18 protein-coding genes are annotated in these 21,422 nt (G+C 39.0%); 7 read left to right on the forward strand and 11 right to left on the reverse strand.

Annotated features, from left to right (window positions below):
* Positions 1–260 precede the first annotated feature (260 nt).
* Positions 261–2,771, forward strand: coding sequence for an NEW3 domain-containing protein (locus KO561_RS16685; protein ID WP_231094419.1), 2,511 nt, complete (start codon positions 261–263; stop codon positions 2,769–2,771).
* A 70-nt stretch (positions 2,772–2,841) separates the two neighbouring features.
* On the opposite strand, the gene rbsB is transcribed toward KO561_RS16685, so the two are convergent.
* From rbsB to KO561_RS16735, 10 genes are all read right to left on the reverse strand, one after another.
* A complete protein-coding gene (gene rbsB / locus KO561_RS16690; RefSeq protein WP_231094421.1) occupies positions 2,842–3,780 on the reverse strand; it encodes a ribose ABC transporter substrate-binding protein RbsB in 939 nt (312 codons plus the stop codon).
* An 80-nt stretch (positions 3,781–3,860) separates the two neighbouring features.
* Complete coding sequence (locus tag KO561_RS16695) at positions 3,861–4,799, reverse strand: ABC transporter permease (protein ID WP_231094422.1); 939 nt, start codon at positions 4,797–4,799, stop codon at positions 3,861–3,863.
* A gap of 1 nt (position 4,800) precedes the next feature.
* Positions 4,801–6,300 carry a sugar ABC transporter ATP-binding protein gene (locus KO561_RS16700; RefSeq protein ID WP_231094423.1) on the reverse strand — a complete coding sequence of 500 codons (1,500 nt, stop codon included), beginning with the start codon at positions 6,298–6,300 and terminating at the stop codon, positions 4,801–4,803.
* A gap of 21 nt (positions 6,301–6,321) precedes the next feature.
* On the reverse strand, positions 6,322–6,717 hold the full coding sequence (gene rbsD, locus KO561_RS16705) for a D-ribose pyranase (RefSeq protein WP_231094425.1): 396 nt from the start codon (positions 6,715–6,717) through the stop codon (positions 6,322–6,324).
* 5 nt (positions 6,718–6,722) lie between these two features.
* Positions 6,723–7,610 carry a ribokinase gene (rbsK, locus tag KO561_RS16710; RefSeq protein ID WP_231094427.1) on the reverse strand — a complete coding sequence of 296 codons (888 nt, stop codon included), beginning with the start codon at positions 7,608–7,610 and terminating at the stop codon, positions 6,723–6,725.
* Positions 7,611–7,614: 4 nt separating this feature from the next.
* Positions 7,615–8,607 (reverse strand): LacI family DNA-binding transcriptional regulator, encoded by a 993-nt coding sequence (locus tag KO561_RS16715; RefSeq protein WP_231094429.1) that lies wholly within the window; start codon positions 8,605–8,607, stop codon positions 7,615–7,617.
* A 384-nt stretch (positions 8,608–8,991) separates the two neighbouring features.
* The gene (locus KO561_RS16720) at positions 8,992–10,098 is read right to left on the reverse strand and encodes a M24 family metallopeptidase (RefSeq protein WP_231094431.1); all 1,107 of its coding nucleotides are present in this window, start codon (positions 10,096–10,098) and stop codon (positions 8,992–8,994) included.
* Between the two features lie 75 nt (positions 10,099–10,173).
* The gene (locus KO561_RS16725) at positions 10,174–11,085 is read right to left on the reverse strand and encodes a proline racemase family protein (protein WP_231094432.1); all 912 of its coding nucleotides are present in this window, start codon (positions 11,083–11,085) and stop codon (positions 10,174–10,176) included.
* 12 nt (positions 11,086–11,097) lie between these two features.
* Positions 11,098–12,120 carry a proline racemase family protein gene (locus tag KO561_RS16730; protein ID WP_231094434.1) on the reverse strand — a complete coding sequence of 341 codons (1,023 nt, stop codon included), beginning with the start codon at positions 12,118–12,120 and terminating at the stop codon, positions 11,098–11,100.
* The gene (locus KO561_RS16735) at positions 12,117–13,298 is read right to left on the reverse strand and encodes an NAD(P)/FAD-dependent oxidoreductase (protein ID WP_231094437.1); all 1,182 of its coding nucleotides are present in this window, start codon (positions 13,296–13,298) and stop codon (positions 12,117–12,119) included. The genes KO561_RS16730 and KO561_RS16735 overlap by 4 nt, the downstream gene beginning before the upstream one ends.
* 187 nt (positions 13,299–13,485) lie before the next feature.
* Here KO561_RS16735 and KO561_RS16740 point away from each other — a divergent pair, with 187 nt between their 5' ends.
* The gene (locus KO561_RS16740) at positions 13,486–15,231 is read left to right on the forward strand and encodes a sigma-54 interaction domain-containing protein (protein WP_231094443.1); all 1,746 of its coding nucleotides are present in this window, start codon (positions 13,486–13,488) and stop codon (positions 15,229–15,231) included.
* A 46-nt stretch (positions 15,232–15,277) separates the two neighbouring features.
* On the opposite strand, the gene nhaC is transcribed toward KO561_RS16740, so the two are convergent.
* On the reverse strand, positions 15,278–16,696 hold the full coding sequence (gene nhaC / locus KO561_RS16745) for a Na+/H+ antiporter NhaC (RefSeq protein WP_231094444.1): 1,419 nt from the start codon (positions 16,694–16,696) through the stop codon (positions 15,278–15,280).
* Between the two features lie 259 nt (positions 16,697–16,955).
* On the opposite strand from nhaC, the gene KO561_RS16750 reads away from it, so the two are divergent.
* From KO561_RS16750 to KO561_RS16770, 5 genes are all read left to right on the forward strand, one after another.
* Positions 16,956–17,222: a (2Fe-2S)-binding protein gene (locus tag KO561_RS16750; RefSeq protein ID WP_231094453.1), complete on the forward strand. Its 267-nt coding sequence runs from the start codon at positions 16,956–16,958 to the stop codon at positions 17,220–17,222.
* Between the two features lie 2 nt (positions 17,223–17,224).
* Positions 17,225–17,572, forward strand: a complete 348-nt coding sequence (locus KO561_RS16755; RefSeq protein WP_231094454.1) for a (2Fe-2S)-binding protein — start codon at positions 17,225–17,227, stop codon at positions 17,570–17,572.
* Positions 17,565–18,764, forward strand: coding sequence for an NAD(P)/FAD-dependent oxidoreductase (locus KO561_RS16760; RefSeq protein ID WP_231094455.1), 1,200 nt, complete (start codon positions 17,565–17,567; stop codon positions 18,762–18,764). The genes KO561_RS16755 and KO561_RS16760 overlap by 8 nt, the downstream gene beginning before the upstream one ends.
* A 217-nt stretch (positions 18,765–18,981) precedes the next feature.
* Positions 18,982–19,866 carry a 4-hydroxy-tetrahydrodipicolinate synthase gene (gene dapA / locus KO561_RS16765; RefSeq protein ID WP_231094456.1) on the forward strand — a complete coding sequence of 295 codons (885 nt, stop codon included), beginning with the start codon at positions 18,982–18,984 and terminating at the stop codon, positions 19,864–19,866.
* 21 nt (positions 19,867–19,887) lie between these two features.
* Positions 19,888–21,342 (forward strand): aldehyde dehydrogenase family protein, encoded by a 1,455-nt coding sequence (locus KO561_RS16770; RefSeq protein ID WP_231094458.1) that lies wholly within the window; start codon positions 19,888–19,890, stop codon positions 21,340–21,342.
* Positions 21,343–21,422 lie beyond the last annotated feature (80 nt).

Consider the following 21,422-nt stretch of genomic DNA (forward strand, 5'->3'; position numbering starts at 1 on the left):
AATTTTCAGCCCTTGTCACGATTAGGCTTTTTGAATACCCTCAAAAGTACATCAACAAGCTTAGTTGATTCGTAAAGTTAACTAACCACACCCTTACTTCTTTTTAGTAAGCGGTTACTTTTCGGAGGTGGTCCACAATGTATAACTAATGTTTAAAACAAAATATCCTTCCAAAAAATCTCCCTTAACATCCACTAATTATCCTAAAGACGTCACACACTAAAAGAGAAGCACGTTAAAAGTAGAGAGGAGAATATCTATTGTTTAAAAAGTTAATGTTATCTCTCTTAAGCCTCACCCTAGCTTTCCCTATCGCATTACCTTCTGTTACAAAAGCAAATACTTCAGATGTGCAACACAATCAGGAGCTCTGGAGTGCTGTTAAACCACTCGACACCATAACGAGCTTTTTAAATACGGGTGCTCACCCTGATGATGAACGAAGCCACTTGTTAGCATACCTATCCAGAGGGCTTGGAGTTCATACCGCTAGTCTTATTGCCAATCGTGGAGAAGGTGGTCAAAACGAAATTGGCGAAGAACTTGGAAATGGGTTAGGTATCATACGATCAAGAGAAATGATTGAAGCCTCCAAAGTTACCGGGGTTAAAGTCTTCCACCTAAGTGAGACGACTAGTGACGAAATCTATGATTTTGGTTTTTCGAAAGCTCCTGGAGACACACTGTCGAAGTGGGGAGAAGAACTCACTTATGAGCGATTCATTCGAAGAATCAGAACATACAAACCGGATATCGTCATGCCTTCCTTCCGTGACGTTGAGAGTCAGCATGGACATCACCGTGCCATTACTCGATTAAGTCTTAAAGCCTTTGAAGATGCTGCAGATCCTACTGTTTTCCCTGAACAACTAGAAGAAGGACTAACAACCTGGCAAATCAAAAAACTATACTTACCTACTTCAAAGGAGCAAGCAACACTAGGAATTGAAATTGGCGCTCATGATCCTGTGTATGATATGACTTACCCTCAACTTGGAGAGAAGTCTAGATACTTACACAAAAGCCAAGGAATGGGCAACGAAGTGGAACCAGGCTCTCGTATCGAGTATTTAGAGCTGATAAAGTCCGCTGTTGGGGATATTCCGGAGCAGGAAGAAAGTCTATTTGAAGGACTTCCGTACGACTTTGAAGACTACGCGGCTAGCCTGAAGAAATCCGACAACAAGATAAAAGGTGCACTAAAACAGGTACAAAAAGAACTAGAAGAAGTAGTAGATGCCTATCCTAGTAGCTCGAAAGTGTTAAAAGAAACACATGAAGCATTAGACAAACTACGAAAAGCAAAGAAAAAAGTAGAAAAGTTCTCCTTTAAAAATGTCGACAAAACCGATTTACTTCACCGCTTAGATGTAAAAGAGGAGCAACTTCAGGAAGCAAGTACCGTTGCAGCAGGACTAGAGGTAACTACTAGTGTTGAAAAACCTGTACTAGCTCAAGGAACAGAAGCAATTGTTACGATTGAGCTTTCTAACAACGGAGATAAAGCATTAAAGCAGGTGACGCCTACATTAAATACGCCGGATGGGTGGAAAGTAGATGGGGATGCAAATGCTATCCAATTAGACCCAGGTGAAAAGAAAACGGTAGAGTTCTCGGTTAAAGTACCTGAGGATGCACCTTATTATAATCCTTATGATGAATCCGTTCTTTCAACGGAAGTAAGCTACCGGTATGGAAAAGAAGAAGTAAGCAGCACGTTCCAACCTGAAGAAACTGTAGCTGTTCTTCCAGAAGTGGGATTGAAAGCAAATCCAGAAACACTAGCCGTCAATACAGCTCAACCTAGAGAAGCCATGACATTCGACATTACGGTAACAAACTATACGCACGCTAGTTTAGAAGCTAATGTTGGCCTACAATTGCCTGACGGATGGGAAGAAGTTCAAGAAAAATCGGTAGCTTTTCATTCTGATGAAACGGAGAAAACGGTGTCCTTTACGATCACACCGCCTGAACAATTAACAGATGAACCGTTTAAGATTGTACCTACGGCAATTGTAAATGGAAAAGAAATAAAGGAATCCGTTCAAGTCATCTCCTACGACCATATCGGAACGTTCTATAACATTCAGCCAGCTGATGTAAAGGGGGTAGCTTTTAACTTAAAATTCCCGGAAGACAAGAAAATCGGTTACGTAGAATCAGGATTTGATCAAGTTGCAGAAAAGCTGTCGGAAGTAGGAATGGATATTACAAAAATCGAAGACTTAAGTTCAGCCGATTTGTCCCAGTTCGATACGGTTGTAACAGGAATCCGCGCCTACCTTTCTCGAGCAGACCTAGTGGAGCATAATCAAAAGCTATTAGATTATGCAAAAAGTGGTGGTCACGTTGTTGTTCAGTACAACAAGCCATGGGATAACTGGAATGCGGAAACAACCGCTCCATATCCACTAACGATTGGCCAACCATCTATTGAATGGAGAGTAACAGACGAGGCGTCTGAATATAACATCTTAAAGCCAGAACATGAACTATTCAATCAACCAAATGTGATTACCGATAAAGACTGGGATGGTTGGATTCAAGAACGAGGATTGTACTATCCAATGGAATGGTCTAGTGAATATGAGACTTTCTTAACGATGACTGACCTGGACGGAGATCAATTTGAAGGTGGTATCTTGTTAGCCGATTATGGGGAAGGAAGCTATATTTATACGAACCTTGTTTGGTACCGTCAGATCCAGAATCTGGTGCCTGGTGGGTATAGGATTTTTTCTAATTTGGTTAGTTATGATGGGGAGTAAAAGCCAAAAGGACTATCGACTTTTTTCGATAGTCCTTTCTTGAATATCTAGTACCTACTATAATTTTACTTTATTTAACAAGCGACAACTCAACTGGAATAAATTCTTCTACAGTTTCACCTTCAAATACTTTTATTGCAGTTTCTACACCTTTTTCACCAATTAATTTAGGTTGTTGAGCGATAGTAGCTGCCATACGTCCTTCTTCTACGGCTGCTTTTGCATCGTCAGTTGCATCAAAACCTACGACAACTACATCTTCCATACCTGCTGCACTAAGGGCCTCTAAAGCACCTAATGCCATCTCATCATTATGAGCAAATACAGCTTGGAAATCAGAAGTACTTTGAATAATATTTTCCATAACACTTAGACCTTCTGCACGATTGAAGTTGGCAGTTTGAGAAGCTACCACTTCAATTCCACTTTCATTATCTACAATATTGTGAAATCCTTTACCTCTCTCATTCGCGGCAGAGGAACCAGGAATACCTTGTAACTCCACGACTTTGCCTTTACCGCCAAGTTGTTCAACGATAAACTCTGCAGCCATTTCTCCACCTTTAACGTTATCGGAAGCAATATGAGCTACTACCTCGCCACCTTCAGCACTACGGTCAACCGTAATAACAGGAATATCTGCTTTATTGGCAGATTCGATTGCTGATGTAATTGCTGCAGAATCAGTAGGATTTATAAGTAAAAGATCTACTTCTTGTGTGATTAAATCCTCAATATCACTAACTTGCTTTGCAGGATCATCTTGAGCATCAACAGTTGTTAGTTCAACACTCGCCTCTTCAGCCGCTGCTTCTGCTCCTTCTTTCAAACTAACAAAGAATGGGTTGTTTTGAGTTGAGATTGATAGACCAATTGACAAAGTATCGTCTGAACTTTGGCTTTCTCCCTCTTCATTCCCAGAATCTGCAGTTGGTGATTCTGTAGAACAGCCGGCAGCAATTAAAAGAACAAGTACAAGTAATCCAAATGTTTTCCAAATATTTTTCATTTTGTTTGACCCTCCTATTGGATAAAAGATTTATTATCTAAACAGCGTATCTAACACTGTTAAGAACGATTTAGGAATGACTAGCTTGCATTTTTTCTATCTAATAAGACGGCGAGTAAAATAACTCCACCCTTTACAACCTGTTGATAGAAGGAAGATACATTTAGTAGATTTAAACCATTATTTAAAACACCAATAATAAGTGCACCGACAAATGTACCAAATATCCAACCTCTTCCTCCAGATAAACTAGTACCACCTAATACAACAGCAGCAATGGCGTCCAGTTCATAAGTTGTTCCTGCGGTAGGCTGGGCAGAATTTAGACGGCTTAATAGGATAATCCCTGAAACAGCCGAGAGCAATCCGGAAATAGAATATACCCATATTTTCACTCGATCTGTTTTAATCCCTGACAATATGGAGGCTTCTTCATTTCCACCAACGGAATAAACCTGTCTACCGAAAACGGTTTTACTAAGCAAAAATAAACAAATTCCATAAAATACAATCATGATAATTACTGGAAACGGAACACCAAATACATAACCGCCACCGATCATTTCAAAAACAAAGCTGTCTGACAATCCAGTGATGGGGCGACCGTCCGTATAAACTAAAGTAAGTCCGCGAAAGATAGTCATCGTTGCTAGTGTCGCAATAAATGGAGCTACTTTTCCTTTCGTTATTGCTAATCCATTGACCGCGCCCATTACCCCACCAGAAAGCGCTCCCAAAAGTACTGCTAAAAATGGGTCCATACCACTCGTTAATAAACCAGCGGTTAAAACACTGGAAAATGCCAATATTGAACCAACAGAAAGATCAATACCTCCTGTCAAAATAACAAAAGTCATACCAAATGCAATGAGCGCATTAATGGAAACTTGACGTAACACATTTAAAATATTGTCGAGAGTAAAGAAATCTTCACTTATAAAGGAAAGAACAATTACGATCATTACAAGGCCAATCATTGGTCCAAGCTTTTGAATGGAATTCTTTATATTTTTGGTCATCCTATTCCCCTCCAGTTGCAGCCTGCATAATTTTTTCCTGATCTGCTTCTTCCTTGTTCAAAATAGTAACCAGTTTACCTTCTCTCATGACAGCAATACGATCACTCATTCCGAGAACTTCTGGCAATTCGGAAGAAACCATAATTATGGAAACCCCTTCTTCTGTTAATTGATTCATAATCTGATAGATTTCCTTCTTGGCACCAATATCGACACCTCTAGTTGGTTCATCTAATATTAGTATCTGTGGTTTAATCGCAAGCCATTTTCCAATTACAACTTTTTGCTGATTCCCACCACTTAAAGACTTAACAAGCTGTTCTCCTCCAGTTGATTTAATTCTTAGTTTTTGAATCGTAACCTTAGCAAGTTCTTCTTCTTTTTTTCTAGACAAAATACCGAATGAAGAAAGTCCTTGTAAATTGGTTAAAGAAACATTATCACGAATCGAAAACGGAAGAATAAGACCTTCATCTTTCCTATCCTCTGTAATAAAACCAATTCCAGCCCTAATGGCATCGACGGGATGTTTAATTATTAATGGCTTCCCATTGAGGATAACGTCTCCCTTCGCTTTATTTGTTTTGCCTCCAAAAAGAGCTTTCATGATTTCCGTTCTTCCCGCACCCATTAACCCAGCTACACCTAATATTTCACCTTTACGGACCTCAAAGGATACCTTTTCAAACCAACCAGGTCTGGATAGATTAGTTACCTTCAATCGAACTTCCCCGGGTACAGTAGTTCTTTTAGGGAAACGTTCACCTAACTCACGTCCAACCATCATTCTTACCACTTCTTCAAATGTTGTATCCACTATATTTTGTGTTCCAATATATTCTCCATCTCTTAAGACTGTAATTCGGTCACAAATGTTAAATATCTCTTCCAAACGATGCGAGATGTATATGATGCTAACACCTGATTTTCTAAGATTATGAATTACATCAAATAGTGAAGATATCTCACGATCCGTTAAAGCAGCAGTCGGTTCATCCATGATGATTAGCTTTGCATTTGTAGATAGAGCACGTGCAATTTCCACCATCTGCTGCTGCCCCACAGACAATTCACCTAATACTTGATCAGGATTTATATCAATCCCTAATCTCTGAAGGCTATTTTTCGTACTCGCTCTCATTTCTTTTTCTTTCAATATCCCAGTTTTGCCATATCGCATTTCTTTTCCTAAAAACATATTTTGAGAAACTGTTAAATAAGGAATCACATTTAATTCCTGATGAATAACTGAAATACCAGCATTTTCAGCTTCCTTAGGATTAGAAAATGTGATTTCTTCACCATTCACTTTAATGGAGCCTTCATCATATTTATAAATCCCCGTTAAAATCTTCATCAGAGTAGATTTACCTGCTCCATTCTCTCCCATAAGAGCATGAACTTCACCCTGTTCCACCTCTAAGTTCACATCTTGTAAGACTTGGTTTCCAGAAAAAGATTTATGAATAGATCTCATTTCTACATAAGGGGTTTCTTTCATTTAACTCACCACCTCTACCTTTTAAAAGATGACACCTGATTGCAATAATACATTTGCATAAGGACTTGCTTCTCCAGTTCTGATTACAACCTTTGCATCTTTACATGCTCTTTTAAAGTCCTCATGAGGAACGTATTCCAGTTCCAAGTCATCCGCTTCTTTCATCAGATTGTTATGGAGTTTTAAATTTTTCACTTTAATTTCTTCAGCAAAAATCATTTTTTCAACTTCCATATCGTCTAAAACAACTGAAAACACTTCATGGAAGGAAGGACTTCCAAGTTTCAAAGCTAAATCAATTCTTTTTACACCGTCAGGAATTGGTAGTCCACAATCCGCTATTACAATCTGATCCGTATGCCCCAGTTTCGAAAGGACCCTAGAAATTTCACTATTCAATATCCCGTGTTTTTTCATGGCTGTCACCTTCCTTTTGTTATGAAATTCTCTACTTCTTCTAAATTAGGGAGCCCAGATTGCGCCCCTACTTTCGTAATAGATATAGCCGCAACTGCATTGGCAAATTTACATGCTTCTTCTTTGCTATAACCCTCTGCAATCTTCACGGCAAAAGCACCATTAAATGCATCTCCTGCACCAGTTGTATCTTTTACTTGTACAGAAAAGGAAGGAATCCTTTTCTCTTCATTCCGCTCATAGAAGGAAATTCCGTCTTCTCCATTCGTAATAATCAACTTATCTTTTAAGGCTCTAGGATTTTCAGAATCCTTTAATAGCGCTGCTGCTTCCGTTTCATTAGGTGTTATATAATCCACCATTTCTAATAAAGAAGTAGGCAAATTATGATAAGGAGCAGGATTTAGAATAACTTTAACCCCAGCATCCTTTGCAATTTTTGCTGCACGGTAAACGGATGGAAGCGGAATCTCTAATTGAAGTAATACAACATCTGAAGATTGAATGGTATCCTTATTTCTTATTAAAACCTCTTCTGTCAATGATGAATTAGCACCAGAATTTACAATAATACGATTGTCATTATTACATAGCAAAATAATTGCTGTACCAGTTTCCAGATATGTAACCGGTTCCACATTACTCACAAAAACTTTATTCTTTCTCAAATTCTCCATGAGTTGGTGTCCAAACATGTCTTCTCCGACAGTTGCAATCATACTTGTATAGGCACCAAGTTTAGCGGCTGCGACAGCTTGATTGGCCCCTTTCCCTCCTGGATAATTAGCCGATCCAAGCCCCATGATTGTTTCCCCTTGTTGAGGGATTTGATCGACATGAACGGTGATGTCCATATTTATACTGCCAATTACTGTTACCCTTTTCTGTGCCATGCCATCATGCCTTTCTTTGTGTAGACTGTCTTTTCAGCAACTTTGCTGGATACTGAACATGTAAGTCATCCTGCAATGTCCGATCTTTCTCAATTATTTTGATAAGTAGCTCTGTTGCTTTTGAGCCCATTTCATAGATAGGTTGTTGAATGGTCGTTAATGTCGGTGATGTTGTTTCTCCTAAAGAAATTCCGTCGAAGCCGACAATTGCTAACTGATTAGGAACGTTAATCCCTAGTTCTTCCGCAGCTTTTATTACACCGATAGCCATAACGTCATTCCCAGCAAAAATACCATCCACATCAGGATTGTTCTTTAATAGTTTAATAGCCACTTCCTTAGCAAGGGAAAGATTATAATTTCCTGTTACAATTAAGTTCTCATTGAACCACGGGTAATGAGAAACGGTATCTATGTAACCCTGAAGTCGCAATTTTGCATTATATACTTGTTCAGGTCCACGTATATGTGCTATTTTCTTACAACCGTTATCCAATAAGTGCTGAACAGCAATCTTTGCCCCCTCATAGTTATCAACCATAAAGGAAGGAATATGCTTTGCAATTGGACGGTCAAGTGCAACAATCGGAACATTCATTCCATTAGTGTGCTCGGCAGTTAACGTACTTGTGACAACAATAAACCCATCTACATATTTTTGTTTTAACACATTAAAGTACTTCTGTTCTTTGACTAACTGATCGTCAGAATTACAAAGCACAAATGTATATTCTTTTCTTGTTGCAATATCCTCGACTGCTCGCGCTAGTTCTGGGAAGAACGGGTTCATTATATCTGGCACAATTAACCCAATCATTTTTGAACTTCTTTTATAAAGGGATCTAGCCAATTCATTTGGTTGATACTCTAGCCTTTCAATCGAAGACATAACTTTCTTTCTCGTTTCATCGTTTACATAGCCATTATTATTTAAAACTCGAGATACAGTGGCCACAGAAACTCCGGCATGTTTTGCTACATCTCTAATAGTTGCCATTATCATTACACTCCTAGCGGCCAATAGGTAACCGGTTACATATATTTTATGAGTTGATTATAAAGCGCTTTCTTTTTAGTGTCAACCCTGTTTTGGATCTTACTGGTCGAACAACTATTTAATCAATCAATATGATTGGAAAGATCGGGACGCTTGGACTCAAGAACAAGGACTGTACCACCCAATGGAATGTTGAATTTCTTAACAATGACCAATCTGGATGGAGATCAATTTGAAGGTGCTATCCTATTAGCCGGGATGCGCTAAATTCAGAACTGATGATCGCCGGTACTAATTTAGTTAGTAATAAGTGAAAAAGATTTATCGATAGCAAAAGCAGGTTGAATTTCTCAACCTGCCTTTTCGACTTTATTAGATGTTCTTCTATATCCTAATTAACTCCCTAGGATAACGAGTTAACACCTCCACCTCACCGTTTTCATTCACATAGACATTATCTTCAATTCTCACTCCGCCAATTTCAGGAATATAAATTCCGGGTTCAATTGTAAAAACCATTCCCGGTGCGACTAAATCTGTATTTAATTCATGTACAGACGGTGCTTCATGGACTTCCATCCCCATACCGTGGCCAACTCGATTGTTAAAGTAATCGCCATAACCAGAATTTTTTATCCATTCCCTTGCCGCGATGTCTATCTTACCTAGACTTTCACCCACTTGAACCGCTTCTATTGCCTTTTGATTGGCTTCAAGTACTATATTATAAATTTTTTCTTGTTCTTTCGTTCCTTCTCCTACCAGAAACGTTCTCGTAATGTCTGAACAGTACCCCTCTGTTCGAACCCCCATGTCGATGAGGAGAAAATCATTATTTTCAATAGCCACTCGTCCCGGGGTTCCGTGGGGAAGCGAAGCTCTTTTTCCAGTTAAAACAATCGGGTCAAAAGATGGGCCATCAGATCCAATTTTTCGCATATGATATTCCAGCTCCGCAAGCAAATCTAGTTCAGTAATGCCAACCTTTGCTACTTTCCTTCCTGCTTCCATGACTTCCTCAATCATATGTATCGCGCTGCGAATTTTAGTGATCTCATCTGGTGTCTTATTAATACGTAAGGAAGTGATAAAGCTTTCAAGATCTGTCCAATTAGATTTAGGAAACTTGCTCACTAATTGCTCATACTGAAAAAGAGACAATTCTCTCTTTTCAACCCCTATCATAGAAGCATCTTTGCTTACGGTTGATGCAAAAACTTGATACGGATCTTCAGAATCAGAAATCGTTACTATATTCTGAATAAAGGACGCATTTTTGGCAGTGTCAAAATCTAGTAAAGGAACAAATAAATATTCATCTTTCCTTTCAGCATCAATTACAAGAGCCATAATTCTTTCATGAGGATTTGAATAAAACCCTGTAAAATAAAAAATGTTTACAGGGGAAGTAATGATTAATAAATCTATCTCTTCATTGTTCATATGATTCCTTAATTTTGCTAGTCTTGAATGAAATGGCTGATTATCCATTTTCTTACATTCCTTTCTACTAATATCTTTCTTGTTATCTCTCATAAGATTTTTCTTTAATAGCTAAGTTAACACTCATTTCACCAAGAACCCACCTTTCAAAGGATCCGTCCGGTCAATCACAAATCGGTGAAATCCAGTAATATAAGCCTTTCCTGTTAACTCAATCTGGGAATAACCGTTATCCATCTCCCTAATCCGCGAATGTACCGTATGGCCTAAAAAGTTCGTGACCGTGTAACCTCCACTCTTGAACAGTCCGCGGTCCTTTTTATATAAATAAGTAACGAAAGCAGTAGCACCATTATAGGGTGAGCGATCAATGTGACCTAACCAATCAATAGTGAGGATTCGAAAGCTGCCTTCGTTGTCCAATTGATAAAATACGATATAGTGGAAACTACCTTTTTTAAAAATTTCCGTTGCTCTCTTTTTCAAACCATTTAAGTGATCAATCGTAAGGGATAGATTTACATCCTCCACATTTATGATTGCCAAGTTGTCTTCATTTACTTGCATCACAGGTGTTCCAGAAATCTGTTCCGTATGTTCTGTTGCCAATTCTACTATTTTAACTTCCTTCACCTGATTTTTTTCATGGTCAAATACTAAGTGCACCCTACATTGGCCTGTGACATAATCAAAAATATATTCATCTTTTACTAGATTACCTGTTTCAGCGAGAACGGTTGCTACTCCGATCATTCCAGAGTTTAGGAATTCCACGTTACCTTCTACATTTCTAAACAGAACTCCTGCATCTGCATTATTTGAAACTGGGGGTGTGATGATGCATAAGATCATCTCGCTATGGCCTCTTGGTTCTTGTAAAATGCTATTCCATTGGGACAAATGGTTGGTTTGATTGAGCTCCTGTTGGTAGGCTTGCATTGAACTTTGTGTCCTAAGTCCATGTTGGGAAATAATACGTAATGGTGCTCCTGCAATATGAACATCAGTCGTATGAATAAAATGGTTTACTCTCAACAGTACCACCCCTTAATGTTCTTCCATCTCTGGAATTAATAGAAAACCTTTCCACTGTGGATCATCATAATCTAGTAAAAATTGATGATGGCCAGTAACCCAGGCAGACCCACCAATATAGTTTATCGTCGCCGGAAAATCACTGACATTCGTAACCTCTGTTATATAGCCACGGAAAATAGAACCAACAATACTTTCATGAATAAACTCTTCGTTTAAACCAAGCTCGCCTTTGGCAAATAATATTGACATTTTTGCAGAGGTTCCAGTTCCACATGGCGACCGATCAATCCCACCAGGAGGAACAACAACCGTATTTTTCACATGTGCCTCTGGATGTTCGGGCGATGTATAGAATTCGATATGCGTTAACCCTTTAATAAAGGCATTTTCCGGATGAACGACTTCTATATTACGGTTCACTTCTCTTCTTATCGCTATTGCTTTTTCAATGATTTCACTAGCATTGGATTTTTGTAACGATAAATTAATTTTATCTGCACTCACTATTCCATAAAAGTTGCCACCATAACCGATCTCCACCGTGACTTTCCCTATTCCATCTACATCAACATCTACTTTTTTATAAAAGAATGATGGGACATTTTTAAAAGAAACGGTTTTTGCTTTTCCATTTTCTATTTCGATGTCAACTGTTACTAAGCCGGCCGGGGTATCTAACGTGAGTACAGTGAGGGGTTCTTCATATTCAATCAAACCACTTTCGATTAATGCCGTACAAAAACCAATCGTATCGTGTCCACACATTGGCAGATAACCACCTGTCTCAATGTAGATGACTCCAATGTCTGCTTCTGGATGACATGGCTCTTGAAGAATTGCACCGGACATTATGTCATGGCCCCTAGGTTCATTCATCAATACTTGGCGAAACCAGTCATAATGTTTTTTCATATATAACATTCGGTCACTCATCGTATTGCCTACTAATTTCGGAGCCCCGCTGAGAATGGTTCGTGTCGGATTCCCTCCTGTATGCGTGTCTATAGTTGTGACGAGCTTATCTAGTTTCATAGAAAAACACCTTCTTCTTTAAATCTATCTAGACGCAAATGGCTTATGTCTATGGATGGAGGCTTACGGTCTATCATTTCAGAGATTACTTTCCCAGTTATAGCCGATAAACCAATCCCATCTCCCTCATGCCCTGCAGCAATATAGTAGCCAGGATATTGATCCACTTCTGTAACAATAGGTAAATTATCCTTTGTCCAAGGTCTTAGACCTGCATAAACTCTAAGCAAGCTCATGTCCTTAAGTTTCGGGTAAAACCGCATACATCTCCTTGCCATAGTTTTGACAACATCCCAATTAACAGTTGTATCAAATCCAACAAATTGTCTACTAGATCCTAGTAGGAAATTTTGGCTTTGGGTAGGCTCAAACACTAGAGCAACACCGTATTCTTCTGTTTCTTTATCCACTACCCTTTCCCCACCAAACTTTGAAATTAGATATCCAAATTCCATCACTTTTCTTGGGGATACAGGGACTTGACGCGAGGATACTAAAATATGACCTTTCCTTGGAAAAATAGGGATGTTTAGATCCAACATTTTTCCTATTGATGGTGCCCAAACACCACCACAATTAATTACATATTTTGCGGTAACGGTTGCTTCACCCGTTTCTACGATATATTCATATGGGTTTTTGTAAAAAACGTTTTTGACAGGACAATGTGTTAATAATTGGGCTCCGTATTGTCTAGCTCCTTCAAAAAGAGCGTAGGTTAGCATATAGGGGTTTACTGTTGAATCAGACACACACTCCAAGCCACCATATAAATCGTCTGCTAAATAGGGTGATTCAGCCTTTAAGTCAGATCGATCCAGCATCCGAAAGGGCAATCCTGCTTGTTTTTGTGAAGTAACCCACTTCTCAGCCGCAACCATCTCTTCTTCTGTCTCACAAACTAGAATACTTCCAGGCTGTCTATACTCAAAATCCATAGGTAGGTCGTTTACAAGCTGGCCAATCAACCTTTGACTCTCCAGAGCCATTCGACTATCGAATCCAGGGTCCTTGTCAATTGCTAATATATTCCCATCACAATGAGAACTGGTCCCACTTGCTAATTCACCTTTTTCAATTACTGTCACTTCATAACCAAGTCTTGCCGTATAATAAGCAACAGCGCATCCCACAATGCCACCACCAATTATAGCTACCTCTGTATTTAATTGTTTCAATGTCCTTCCCCCCTCCTTTTAAAATTAATGCAAATACCGTGCCAAACAATAGGAAGAATGAAACACTAAACTTTAAAATGATTCACATACATCTGTCGGATTCTGCCTTTCTAGGAAGTTAGACAATTAACGAAAGATGTGTTTAAATTTTTATATAGCTGGAATGAAGAATTCGGGAGGGATTACGGTGAAGCATATCTTACCAACGATTGAGGAGTTAACCAACACGAATTTTTCTGTCATTAATAATCCCCATGAGGATATCGATAAAAAAATCCTAGTAAGCGATACCTTCCTTTTTTGGTACCGATCCGAAACATTACTATCGCTTGCATCTGATATTTTCCGCACCCTATCTACGCTCAAAGTTCCTATAGATAAAATGCCATGGGCAGTTTCGGAAACCATACAACTAAATGAAGATTGGTACAGCATTATTCCATCCATAAAATGTGAGCGCTTACTAGTTGAGAATAACGGGTCTCCTGTTGGATACATAAACACCTCAGAACTAGCATCTACAGCACTATCTAGTTACCACTATTTAAAAACCTACCACGACACCATATTAGAAACTACGGATAGTAGTATTTCCGTTATCGATGAAAACAAAATTACGGTTGCATGGACAAGTGGTGCAGAAAAAATCTTCTCCATTAAAAGAGATGAAATTATTGGACAGCCAATGAACCACTTTTTCGAAGATTCTATGTTAGAAATAATAAAAACAGTGGAGACAGGAGAAAGTGTACGTCGAAAGCAGCACCAACCACGAGAGGATTTGTTTGTTCTGATCAATACGAACCCAGTTAAAATCGGTGACAAAATTATAGGTGCGGTTGTAGCAGAAACAGATGTCACGGATCAAGTTCTTTTAAATAAGGAATTAAACAATGCGAACAAGACAATCAAAAATTTAAGAGAAGAGGTTTCTAGAATTCGGCCATCCTACAATCCATTCCATTCCATCAAAGGGTCAAGTACTGCTATTAGTAAAACGCTAGAAAAAGTTAAACAAATTGGTACAACCCAAGCTAGAGTTCTTTTTTTAGGTGAATCTGGAGTTGGTAAAGAGTTATTTGCAAAGGCTATGCATGATATTCGGACCGGAGATGCAGCGCCCTTTATTCCCGTAAATTGTGGTGCCATACCAGAATCATTGTTTGAAAGTGAACTATTTGGATATGAGAAGGGTGCCTTTTCCGGTGCCAATTCACACGGGAAAAAAGGAAAATTCGAGCTAGCTAAGGGAGGTACGCTTTTCCTTGATGAAATCGGCGAATTACCATTGGAAATGCAAGTGAAACTGCTGAGAGTTTTGCAGGAAGGAACGTACTATGCAGTTGGAGGTACTAAACAAAAAAGGGCAGACTGTCAGATTATTACGGCTACGAATAAAGACCTACAGAAATTAGTAAGTCAGGGGAAATTCAGGGAAGATTTATACTATAGATTAAATATTATTAGCATTACCATTCCGCCACTTAGAGAGCGTGTGGAGGATATAATAGAGTTAAGCCACTTATTTCTTTATGAATTTTCTACAAAGTATAATCGTGAAGTTCAACAAATTCCAAAGGAGATTATGAGCGCCTTATTAAACCACCGATGGCCCGGTAATGTAAGAGAGCTTAGAAATGCAATCGAACGACTAGTTGTCTTTTCTTCAGGAGGACATTTGGACGTGTATGATTTACCATTTGAGCCAAATTCCAATCTTACTAGTCATGAAGATATTCTGTTGAATAAAGCCATACCTATGGATGACAATCAAATAGTACCGTTAAAAGACGCTTTAGCAAAACATGAAAAGATATTAATCGAGGCAGCATTGCAAGAAGTAAATGAGAATAAAAATAAAGCAGCTCAATTATTAAAAATCTCTAGAGCTACTTTATATAATAAGATGAACAAGTTAGGAATAGTTGACTAAGTATCAGAGGAGACAACGCACATAAAAGCGTTGTCTCTTTTTAATCTTAAGCTGATTGATCAACTTTTGTCTCATCTTTTTCATCCAACCAAAAGTGTTTAGCTTTATATCCAAAGTATATCGTTACAATAATACTGACAAAATTCAACCACATAAATGGCAAGTATTCTATGGTAGAAACTCCGAGTACCGCTGTCATGTACACCCCTGCATCTGTCCATGGGACCATTGGTGCTGTAAGAGTTCCCCCAGCTTCCGTATTCCTAGAAAGGACTCTGCGGTCAACCTTCATTTCATCGTACAGCTGTTCTGTAACTTTTGTACCCGTTATCATCGAAACGTACGCTGCACTACCAAACACGTTACCAAAAAATGCGGAGAGAATTGTGGAAACAGTAAGACGTCCGGATTTCTTTTCACCTTTTTCCACCCAGTTTCTAAACATATTACTAAAGGCAGTTAAAACACCAATCTGCTCCATCAAGCCTCCCAAACCGAGCGCAAGTAAAATAAGTGCAATAACACCAAGCATTGCTGTGATTCCACCAGCATTCAGTAGCTGATCTAGAAAATCGATTCCTGACTCAATGGTAAATCCATTATAAGCTGTTGTAATCGCTTCCAAAATATCCATCCCTTGAAATAAAGCTGCCCAAATAACACCTAGTAACGCTCCAAAGGTGATAACTGGAATCGAAGGCTTTTTCAACGCCAATAGGATAATAACAACAACTGCTGGGATTAATACATACCAGCCAATTGAAAAGTTATCTTTTAAAGCTGAAGCTACTATTTCTGCTTGACTTAAATCAGCTGCACTATTGACGTAAAAGAAGCCTACTAGAGTGAATAAAACGGCAGTTATTAAATAGGTGGGCAAACTTATTCGTAACATGCCCTTTACATGGTCAATCACATCAAGCTTGGATAAAGACGCGGTCATCACCGTCGTATCCGAAAGTGGTGACATTTTATCACCAAAGTAAGCACCTGATAACACAGCACCAGCAACTAAAGGCAATGGAACTCCAAAGCTAGCCCCAATTCCCATCATGGCAATACCTGCTGTTCCCGCCGTACCAAATGAAGTACCTGTTGCCAGTGCGGTAACGGAACAAATAATCATTGTAGCCAACAGAAAAATCGATGGATGTATAATTTGCAAACCATAATAGATAAGCCCCGGAACAACTCCGCCAGCTATCCAAGTCCCAATTAAGGCACCTACAGTAAATAAAACTAATGTGGCTTCTAAACCATTATAAATTCCTTTGGTAATTGAATCTTGTAATTCTTTGTACGAGTGTTTTAACTTTAATCCTAATCCAATGAATAAAAACCAAGAGGCAAATAGTGCCAGTTGAATGGGTAAAGCAAATGTGGAAACCGATAAAAACATGATAACCAGAAACAAGCACAGTACAATCAGTACTTCCGTCATTCGAGGTTTTTGCACGTTGTTCATATAATTCCTCCCCAAAGTTTAATTTTCATTAAAACAACCTCTCCCCCTTTCTCTTATGTTATTGCAAGTTTCATTCCAATTATTACGAATTCTAGAGAAACCCCATAAGCATAAGCGTATGTATATATTTCTAGACAGTTATGTCTAATTTATTAGAAATTGATATTTTCATTCCTGGACCATACAAAATGTGGTTCACTTTATACTTTGGCACAATAATTGCATTACTTTATTTGAATAGAAAAAAGGGGGACTACTTGTGGAAAATAATAAATTGATCATCTGTCGCTGTGAAGAGGTTAGTTATGAAGATATTTATAACACAGCAGAAAACTACTCCTGTTCCTCAAGGGAAATCAAATTACGAACTCGTGCGGGTATGGGCTACTGTGGGGGGCGTACTTGTCGTCATCTTATTGAAAAAATTGTTTCTGACCTAAAAAGGGAGAAAGTCCCTGATACTTTATCCTTAAGTTTTCGCCCTCCGGTTCGACCAATTCCATTCAACACCTTCAAGGAGGATTAATCATGTCTTCATTAAGAATAACGAAACACCCCGTATTAGACATAGACCGAGAACAAATCGAAATAGAATTCCAATTTAATAATAAAACATATATGGCTTATCAAGGGGATACGATTGCAAGTGCCCTACTTGCCAACGGTATCCGGAACTTACGCGTCCATGAAGAAACAGGGGCACCTCGGGGGATCTACTGTAATATTGGCCATTGCTTTGAATGTCGTGTCACTGTGGATGGTCAAGAAGGATATAGGGCATGTCTTACCCTAGTTACCAATGGAATGGTCGTCCAATCCGGACAGAAACTCCCAACACCATTTAAAAAGACAGAAAGGGAGATGAACCATGGTTGACTTGATTATTATTGGGGCTGGTCCTGCTGGATTATCCGCAGCAATTGCTGCGGCAAAAAATGACCTTGAGGTTATGGTCATAGATGAATTCATCAAACCTGGTGGTAGGCTGTTGGGACAGTTACATAAGGAGCCAGATGGCATCTGGTGGAATGGGGTGGAAGAAGCAGAAAAACTATATCAGCAAACAAATGATTTACCGATTGAATTCCACCTTGGAACTAGTGTTTACCATATGGAGAACAAGACCGATCATTGGCTAATCCAGACAGACAAAGGAATATATAAAAGCAACTACCTTCTCATAGCAACTGGAGCTGCAGAGCGAAGCGTACCTGTCCCTGGCTGGACATTGCCTGGTGTCATGTCGATTGGAGCCGCACAAGTTATGGCTAATGTACATCGTGTAAAACCTGGCCAAAACGGAGTCATAATTGGGATTAACGTATTGTCTATGGCCATCGCTCGTGAATTAAAGTTATCTGGAGTAAACATCAAAGGAATTATTTTACCATCCTATAATCTGTTAACTAATGAAGGTGCAAATCCCTCAACGGTTTTTGATAACTTACTAGATTTGGTCCATCTCGCACCCTCTCCCCTTTTTAAGCTAGGAGGAGCTATTACAAATAAATTTTCCTTTATTAAAAAAACCGCTGTTCAAGCTTATCCAAGGAATGGATTTAAAGCATGGAAGATTCCGATTCAACTTAGACGGGCGGTGGTTGAAATCTTAGGTGAAAAGCAGGTCGAAGGTGTTAAAGTAGCAGATATTACACCATCTGGAGTCGTTATCCAGGGTACTGAAAAAATAGTAGAAGTGGACTTTGTATGCATTGCTGGAGGACTATATCCTCTAACAGAATTAATCGGCATGACCAATTGTCCATTAAAGTACATACCTTCTCTAGGCGGTCATGTTCCTGTACACAATGATCAAATGGAAACACCGATTCACAATTTGTATGTAGCCGGCAACATAACCGGAATTGAAAGCGCCAAGGTGGCAAAGGCACAAGGAACTGTAGCAGGATTATCAATCGCTAAAGGTGCCCATAAATTACATGAGTCCCAACTATTGGATGATGCGATTAAACAGGTAGATAACGAAAGACAACATGCACTGATTCAGTTTGATGCCGACATACAAAATGGAAGAAATACGATACATGAAATTGCCGAAACCTATTAATTTACAGTGATAAAGGTGATAAAGAAAATAGGATATCGACCATATTTAGTTAATCATCATCTAGTAATCTAAGAAGTTGGCATAGAACTTGCAAGTTAACAATTGACTAAAGGTGTATGTTCAAAAAGTCGCTAGGTTAGAAGCTATTTATACTAATAAGCGGCCACTAATCATTTAGTGACATGAACATCGACTAAAAACAAGGAGTGAATGTTAGATGACAAAATTTAATGGAGTACACGTAGCACTTGTTACCCCTATGAAAAAGGATTACAGCGTAGATTTTACAAGATTAACGGAAATTTGCAATTGGTTAATAGACGAAGGCGTGGATGGACTTGTTCCTGCTGGTTCATTAGGAGAATATGCTACTTTATCACATGAAGAAAGAGCTAAGGTCGTCGAAACCGTTATCGAGGCTAGTAACAACCGTGTCCCAGTAATCGTAGGTACTGGCGCTGCCGCTACACAGGATGTTATCTATTGGGCTAAACATGCAAAAGATAATGGTGCAGCTGGGATTATGGCACTACCACCAATCAATTACAATCCATTAGAAAATGAAGTTATCTACCATTATAAACAGCTATCAAATGTCGGAATACCAATCATCGCTTATAATAATCCGCGTGATTATGCGACAGACCTAACTCCAGATTTGTTGGCAAGACTTAGCAAAATCGAAAACGTGGTCGCGGTAAAAGAATTCAGCGGTGATATTAGAAGAGTCCACGATATTATAGAAAAAACAGATCTAGAAGTTCTAATTGGGGTCGATGATCTAGGAATGGAAGGACCACTCAGTGGAGCAACGGGGTGGATTTCCGGCGTCCCTAACGCTCTTCCAAAAGAAGGTATTGAATTATTTAACCTAGCTAGAGCAGGAAAAATAGAAGAAGCCTTACCTTTATATCGAAGACTTCTACCATTGTTTCACTTTGATGCACAACCCCAGTTGGTGCAAGCAATTAAGTACATGATGGAACTTGCCGAACAACCAGCAGGGCCAACAAGACCACCACGTTTACCATTAACAAATGAAGAGTATATTGATATTAAAAATGCTTTCTTACTAGCAAAAAACAAACACGTAAACGTTTAATCTGAGAAAGGAGCGGATATCGTGACATTACTAGACCAACAAGTAATCACCAAAAATTGGATCAACGGCGAATGGGTCAAAGGAGACGGTGATCCATTAACGGTCAGGAACCCGGCCAATCTAAAGGAAACGATTGGAGAGTTAACTTTGTCTACCTCTGTGCAAGTAAAAGCAGCAGAAGAGTCTGCGCGAAACGCCCTGCAGTCTTGGAAGTCTACAACCGGTAATGAACGTGGACAGTATTTATACAAAATGGCCAATGCATTAGAGCAAAATGCTGAGGCACTAGCTGAGTTAGCCACGAAAGAAATGGGAAAACCTATAGGTGAAATGAAAGGCGAAGTGGCACGTGGTGTCCAATTACTTAGATATTATGCTGGCGAAGGTGTTCGATCAGATGGAGACGTAATTCCTTCTACTGCACAAGGAGTACTCCAATATAGCAAGAGAATTCCTTTAGGCGTGGTTGGCTTAATTACACCGTGGAATTTTCCTGTTGCTATCCCAATTTGGAAGCTAGCTCCTGCACTTATTTGTGGCAATACCGTTGTTTGGAAACCAGCTGAGAATAGTTCTCTTAGTGCATATAAACTTTGCCAAATTTTTGAGGAAGCTGGAATTCCAAAGGGTGTCATCAACTTAGTTATCGGTAAAGGGAGTGAAATTGGATCCTACCTCGTTGAGAGAACAAGCATTAATGGGTTATCTTTTACAGGCTCCACAGCTACTGGAACGAATATAGCCGCGATTTCTGCACAAAGAAATATAAAGTATCAAACGGAAATGGGCGGAAAAAATGCTGCAGTGGTGCTAAAAGATGCAGATTTAAGTACAACTGTCGCCCCTATCTTAAGCGGTACTTTCCGTTCAGCGGGACAAAAATGTACAGCTTCCAGTCGAATTATTGTCGAAGAAGCTATCTATGATGAATTCGTTACTGCATTACAAAAGGAAATGAAAAATGTCCGATTAGATTATCCATTACATGAAGACAGCTACCTTGGACCAGTAGCATCAAGAGCCCAGTACGCAAAAGTACAGTCGTATGTAGAATTAGCCAAACAAGAAGCAGAAATCATCTATGAAAATAAAGATCAACCTGAATACGAAGGCTATTATGTAAATCCGTTAGTCGTGGCAGGAGTTGCCAATGACCATCCGTTAGCAAAGGAAGAGATTTTTGGACCACTAACAGTAGTCATCAAAGCAAAAGATTATCAAGATGCAATAGAGATATTGAATGACTCGGAATATGGTTTAAGTGGCTCTATTTTTACAAATGACTTAAGTAAAGCTCACCAGTTTCTAGAGGATGCAGAGATTGGCATGGTAAGAGCTAACTTAGAAACCGCAGGTGTAGAATACCAAGCACCATTTGGTGGATTAAAACAATCCAGCTCACATACACGTGAACAAGGTCAAGCAGCCTTGAACTTCTATTCTAATTTGAAAACATGCGCCATAAAATATAAATAAGTAACGAAAATCGAGTGGGGAAAGAGTTCTTTGGTCTTTCTCCACTCCTTTCAAGAGATTCTTTCGCTATATATTCTTGT

Source organism: Radiobacillus kanasensis (assembly GCF_021049245.1).
GTDB classification, from domain to species: domain Bacteria; phylum Bacillota; class Bacilli; order Bacillales; family Amphibacillaceae; genus Radiobacillus; species Radiobacillus kanasensis.

Coding starts and splice junctions, on each gene's coding strand:
- rbsB (WP_231094421.1), bottom strand. CDS start 3,780: ATGAAAAATATTTGGAAAACATTTGGATTACTTGTACTTGTTCTTTTA.
- KO561_RS16695 (WP_231094422.1), bottom strand. CDS start 4,799: ATGACCAAAAATATAAAGAATTCCATTCAAAAGCTTGGACCAATGATT.
- KO561_RS16700 (WP_231094423.1), bottom strand. CDS start 6,300: ATGAAAGAAACCCCTTATGTAGAAATGAGATCTATTCATAAATCTTTT.
- rbsD (WP_231094425.1), bottom strand. CDS start 6,717: ATGAAAAAACACGGGATATTGAATAGTGAAATTTCTAGGGTCCTTTCG.
- rbsK (WP_231094427.1), bottom strand. CDS start 7,610: ATGGCACAGAAAAGGGTAACAGTAATTGGCAGTATAAATATGGACATC.
- KO561_RS16715 (WP_231094429.1), bottom strand. CDS start 8,607: ATGGCAACTATTAGAGATGTAGCAAAACATGCCGGAGTTTCTGTGGCC.
- KO561_RS16720 (WP_231094431.1), bottom strand. CDS start 10,098: ATGGATAATCAGCCATTTCATTCAAGACTAGCAAAATTAAGGAATCAT.
- KO561_RS16730 (WP_231094434.1), bottom strand. CDS start 12,120: ATGAAACTAGATAAGCTCGTCACAACTATAGACACGCATACAGGAGGG.
- nhaC (WP_231094444.1), bottom strand. CDS start 16,696: ATGAACAACGTGCAAAAACCTCGAATGACGGAAGTACTGATTGTACTG.
- KO561_RS16755 (WP_231094454.1), top strand. CDS start 17,225: ATGTCTTCATTAAGAATAACGAAACACCCCGTATTAGACATAGACCGA.
- KO561_RS16760 (WP_231094455.1), top strand. CDS start 17,565: ATGGTTGACTTGATTATTATTGGGGCTGGTCCTGCTGGATTATCCGCA.
- dapA (WP_231094456.1), top strand. CDS start 18,982: ATGACAAAATTTAATGGAGTACACGTAGCACTTGTTACCCCTATGAAA.